General features: G+C 50.1%; 5 protein-coding genes. 2 read left to right on the plus strand and 3 right to left on the minus strand.

Going from position 1 to position 4,565, the window contains the following annotated elements:
- Nucleotides 1-85: 85 nt before the first annotated feature.
- A complete protein-coding gene (locus tag ACR0ID_RS20205) occupies nucleotides 86-1,180 on the minus strand; it encodes a hypothetical protein (protein ID WP_480608355.1) in 1,095 nt (364 codons plus the stop codon).
- A 462-nt stretch (nucleotides 1,181-1,642) separates the two neighbouring features.
- Here ACR0ID_RS20205 and ACR0ID_RS20210 point away from each other — a divergent pair, with 462 nt between their 5' ends.
- Nucleotides 1,643-2,608, plus strand: a complete 966-nt coding sequence (locus tag ACR0ID_RS20210) for a hypothetical protein (protein WP_480608358.1) — start codon at nucleotides 1,643-1,645, stop codon at nucleotides 2,606-2,608.
- A gap of 174 nt (nucleotides 2,609-2,782) precedes the next feature.
- Here ACR0ID_RS20210 and ACR0ID_RS20215 read toward each other — a convergent pair whose 3' ends face one another.
- Nucleotides 2,783-3,076, minus strand: coding sequence for a hypothetical protein (locus ACR0ID_RS20215; RefSeq protein WP_480608359.1), 294 nt, complete (start codon nucleotides 3,074-3,076; stop codon nucleotides 2,783-2,785).
- 10 nt (nucleotides 3,077-3,086) lie between these two features.
- Nucleotides 3,087-3,770: a nucleotide-binding protein gene (locus ACR0ID_RS20220; RefSeq protein ID WP_480608362.1), complete on the minus strand. Its 684-nt coding sequence runs from the start codon at nucleotides 3,768-3,770 to the stop codon at nucleotides 3,087-3,089.
- 418 nt (nucleotides 3,771-4,188) lie between these two features.
- On the opposite strand from ACR0ID_RS20220, the gene ACR0ID_RS20225 reads away from it, so the two are divergent.
- A complete protein-coding gene (locus tag ACR0ID_RS20225) occupies nucleotides 4,189-4,491 on the plus strand; it encodes a hypothetical protein (protein WP_480608364.1) in 303 nt (100 codons plus the stop codon).
- Nucleotides 4,492-4,565 lie beyond the last annotated feature (74 nt).

Consider the following 4,565-nt stretch of genomic DNA (forward strand, 5'->3'; position numbering starts at 1 on the left):
TCAGCCAGTAAAGATCGCTCATGACACCGCTCCGTTTTCCGAGCCGTGAATCACGCAGCGCGTTGGAAATCAATGCATCCTGACCCTAGCGACCACGGACTGGCCAACTGAAACCAAAATGCCGGACGTAGTATTTGTCATGCATGTACTTCAGATCATCTTCCCAATCGGAAATCGCATCCTCATAGCCGCGTGACTGCATCTTCTTGAAATTTTTAGCCAAACCCGCAATGTGATAGGCGATTTTTCTAAGTCTCAACGCCGAATTTGGTTCGCCCCATGTTCGAAGCGCTAAAATCCCCTCGACTGGCGGGAGATGCCCCGAGAAACAGCGATCCAGGATTAACTGCCGCGTGGACGCCGGTAAGCCGTTTGTTTTCCCGACGGTGTATCCGAGTACTTTTAGAAAGCTCTCGTCAGCCCTTTCAAAGTCTCCGCCACCGTGACCACTACCAGCATCTGTGGTGGGCCATTTAAAGGCTTCCACTTCGGGTAGTTCACGGATTCTTCGCCGCCACTCCTTTTCAACAGCGGTAACAATCAAAAGGTGTTCATGCTTCTTTTGACCTGTCGAATTAGCTGCGCGTGATGTGTTCGCTTTCCACAAATTCAGGAGTTGCTCATTATTGGACTTTGATAGGGAAGAGCGAATTCTTTTTCCACTCGCAACTAGCGACGACATTTCTCGCTTTTGACGGGTTTGTGCTTGCTTCTCCCGAGCTTGTGCTTGCCGTTTCAGCTCTTCATCTCTTCGAGCTTCTTTTGTTTTTCGCTTCTCCAGTATTTTTTGGGCTTTTCTCTCTTTGGCTGCCCTCTGTTGATCGAGATGCCGCTGCTTTCTTTCAGCTGCTTTGATACTCTTGGCGAGCAAACGAAAGTGCTGTCGGAAGATTGCGTCTATTTCTGCTGGATGGCGGATCACGGTTTGCCCTTTGAAAGTTAAGCCAACCGTGAATTTTGGACCTTCCTTTGCAGAGTCGACCCACATTTCTTCGCGCATCACTGTGAAGAGGCGCACGAAGACTTTATTGAAGACCGGATCTTCGAAAAAGCCGTGCAGTTCCTGGTAAGCTTTTCCGACCGCTACCCACTCTTTTGGCTGATCTGCGAGGCTGTTCAACACAAAAAGAGACAGCTCCTTTACCGCATCCAGATCAAGTTCAAATTTGGGTTTGCTCACGTGCGATCACTTTCGAGAATAGTTTACTGCTGGCTTTACAAAGAGAATCTCCGTCGTGATTGATGCAACAAAGCCGCTCTGACCTTAAGTCCTGTCAGGAACAAAAATTGATTTTCAAGCATCCCTGCGTCAAGTCTTTCTAGAACGCTAAAAGTGACTACCAGGGAGTCACCGCAGAACGTCCTTAGCCGGCAATTGACGCGATTCTGACCTTTTCGGAAAATCGCTATCGAGCAGAGTTTGTCTGTTTTTAGCGATGACCTTCTTGCGCGTCTCTGGGTGCTTGGGAAGACGCAAGGCAACTAACTGAAGCACAGCATAGCACTTCCGGCGGATATTTTAGAAACGGCCCTTCGCATCCAACAACAAGTAAATTTCAGGGGTTGCAAGAACCGCATCGGCCCGGGAGATCCGCATCAGGTTGTGGGCCTTGTTGCACCCAAGACTTTCCATGATATCAAAGTGCTGAAACCGCTTAATGCGCACCTGGAGTATGGTAAACGACAAATGGCCCATCCTACCGATAGTTCCGAGAGAAAAAATATTGGAATCGTCGCTTTTACGATTGCAGGGCTGTTGACCATACTCCTTGGAATTTTTGGCTTGTTTGGGAAAAGCGATTGGAACCCATTTGTTTCAGCGGCTGAGGGAACTGCGCAAGATATAGCGAAGGCCTCAATTGGCGTGTATGTTTCGTTGCGGGCGATCAACGCAGCACTTTCCACTGCCCAAGAAATCGAGGTGGGCGCATCAGTTGTTGGGCAGGCCAGCCTCCAGCCACTTAAGGTGTTGGAACCCGTCGATGATACGGTAGAGCGCGTTGCTGATGTCGTGTTTCTCGTGGCAACCGGGGCAGCACTCGCGGGAGTCGGATTGGCCCCAGTGGTATCTGTAGGGTTGATCGTTCTTGGAGCCGGACTGCTTGGAAAACTTGGCTTCCGAAATTATCCCACCTTTGCAAGGGTGTTGAGACCCATATGCGATAAAGGAGTAACAATTGGTCTCGCTGTCGGCCTCGCCATACCCTTGATGTTTGTACTCGGCGTTTGGATCGGAGAACGAGCAACTGCGGCACAAATGAATGCGGCCGTGGAGGAGCTTGACTCCGTCGCCAGACAAGCCAGCGTTCTCATAGGGGCGGGCGCGACCGATACACAGGAGATTTCTGAAGCGGACGCCGAAGCTACAGGAGTTTTAGCTTGGCTGAGTGATCAGTTTGCGGGGGTCCGCGATGGCGTGAGCAGCGTATTTGAACAAAGCACTCAGTATTTGGACGCAGCTCAAGTCTTTGTTGATGAAGCAGACACCATCCTCGAAGCGTCTTTGACTATAATTGGCATCTTCGCGCTGCGATTGCTCATAATGCCAGTCCTTCTGTTTGTGGGAGCAATTGCTTTGCTCAGGACTCTTCAACGGCGTGTGCCATAATTGAATAGCGACCCTAAGATATTGCCTCGATGGAATGTCGCGTAAGCAGGGTCACTCCTCGAGGCGTTACCTTGCCCTATAGATGTCTCTACTCAAAAATTTATGCGCGGGTTCAGAAGAGTAGTTGCGACCGACTGAAGTGATCTCCGAAGCAGAAAGCTCCGGAGATTGAAATTACAGCTTAAAATCTGTGCCGCTGTCATTCAGGAAAGAAATCAGGGACAGCTCGAAAGCTCGAACGACGGTGAGCTCCTTAGCCTCACGTAGTTCGTCCCATGCCGCATAAAGCGCTGGGTTCACATCCGAAGTAAACGTTTTTGTCCGAAGCGCTGCTCTTCGTCGACTCGGGCTCATCTGGGCCAATTTCAACTGTGACGGCGATACCGGTGCCTTGCGCTCGAAACTCATGTCGTCTGGTGTGTGTTCCTGAATGCTGCCAATATTCGGTACTTTTGTGTGTGTGCTCATCCGGCTCTCCTTATGCATGTTCGTGGCCAGGTGTTGTGGCGCGCAGTAGAACTTCGCGAGCCAGTGCCCTCGCATTTTCGCAAGCTGATTTTGGTGAAGATCCTTGAAACGCACGCGGTAGATCGACGTAGTCTCCACCCAGACTCATCATCGCTTGAAATATGGGTCGAGCCGCCAATTGCGTTTTGAAAATTGGCGCGCCGGCTTCTTCGAGAATGGCCTTAATGGCGCCTGTGATCCGGAACTCTACTGCCCCGGGTTCAGTCTGGTTGAGCAGTACACCAGCCGGAATTTTCCGACCCAGAACCTGGCCTTTCTGACATACTTGCTTGAGAACCTGTACGGCTCCTAGTGCATCCATCCTGCTTGCCCGGCATGGTACAACTACAAAGTCAGAAACCAAGACTGCGTCAATCAGGCTGGCATCGTTTGAGCCTTCAACATCCACCAGTACAAAATCCGCCTCTACTGCGGATTTGAAGACGACATCCGTAAGGTTCTCTTGGTCAACTGGGCGCACATCGATATTGCTGTTCAGCTGTTTCAGGTTTGCCCAACTGGAAATCCAGCGTTTTGGATCAGTGTCCAGGATGATTGAGGATAGGTCCAACCTTGAGAGTTCTTGTGAAATCAACGCACAGACGGTTGACTTTCCGCAACCACCCTTTGGAGAAAGAAACGAAATAACAGGCACTTATAGACTCCTTTTTCTTGCCTGGTTCCATAATGGCAGATCGACCTTTCGGAAAATTTAAGGATGCTTTGGAAAACCAAGAATTTGGAGGCCAAGTCTCAGATTGGCATTCTTTGTCTTGGGTTTACGAGGATTGCCATACCAAGACTTGGCTATTTTAGGCTTGCCTTTCCAAGCCCTTCCTATCCTCGGGTAAGCCCTGGTGTTGTGTGAAGTTAACAAAACCTAAACGCCAGCCTTGAGTCTCGGCTTTAGAAACCACCGCTAAACCAAAGGTCGGGACACTCCGCATGTCAGCAATTTCGCTGGCCAATGGATGAGAGCCCAACGGCAGGACCCGAGCAGTGTCAGTCAATTTGAGAATTTTCGCATTACGTAAACTGAACGCGCCTGGCTATGTGCTCCAGGAGAAACACCCATGGCAATTGATGCCAAGCGAACAACTAAGGTCGCTGCCAAAACTAATGTATTCAAAGTAACTGTCTTAGAGGCCAGCACCAATAAACCTCAAACGAAGGTGTTTCATCCAGGCGGGGTGGAGCGCAGCAGTCGAGCAAAACACTTCAAACCTCATGAAGCCAAAATCTCAGGGTTTGATGGTCTTGCAGCTTTGCTCGCAAAGCTGGCTCACGAGCCCTCCAAAGTGGTCGTGATGGGCTCAGTCACCGAGGCATGCCGCAATCAACAGAAAATACGAAGATTGGCTGTTGATTTCCGCTGAGAAGTGACCCGGTAAGCCAGATAATTTTCACTGAGAATTGACCCATGTGAGCACATTGCCCCGACGTTTTCGTT

The sequence above is a fragment of the Ruegeria sp. AL2 genome (assembly GCF_056540845.1).